Source organism: Streptococcus sp. HMSC061E03 (genome assembly GCF_001813505.1).
Taxonomy (GTDB): Bacteria; Bacillota; Bacilli; order Lactobacillales; family Streptococcaceae; genus Streptococcus.
In genome coordinates this window covers 1-469 of the sequence record NZ_KV812810.1, presented here as the reverse complement: position 1 = coordinate 469, position 469 = coordinate 1, and the positions used below count along the sequence as shown (strand labels likewise).

Here is a 469-nt window from a genome sequence, read left to right as displayed (position 1 = left end):
ACACGGCCCAGACTCCTACGGGAGGCAGCAGTGGGGAATATTGCGCAATGGGGGCAACCCTGACGCAGCCATGCCGCGTGAATGAAGAAGGCCTTCGGGTTGTAAAGTTCTTTCGGTAGCGAGGAAGGCATTTAGTTTAATAGACTAGGTGATTGACGTTAACTACAGAAGAAGCACCGGCTAACTCCGTGCCAGCAGCCGCGGTAATACGGAGGGTGCGAGCGTTAATCGGAATAACTGGGCGTAAAGGGCACGCAGGCGGTGACTTAAGTGAGGTGTGAAAGCCCCGGGCTTAACCTGGGAATTGCATTTCATACTGGGTCGCTAGAGTACTTTAGGGAGGGGTAGAATTCCACGTGTAGCGGTGAAATGCGTAGAGATGTGGAGGAATACCGAAGGCGAAGGCAGCCCCTTGGGAATGTACTGACGCTCATGTGCGAAAGCGTGGGGAGCAAACAGGATTAGATAC

Annotated in this window: 1 rRNA gene; it reads left to right on the top strand. The window is 53.5% G+C overall.

Annotated features, from left to right (window positions below):
• Positions 1 to 469, top strand: a 16S ribosomal RNA gene (locus tag HMPREF2917_RS10775); the annotation flags it as partial.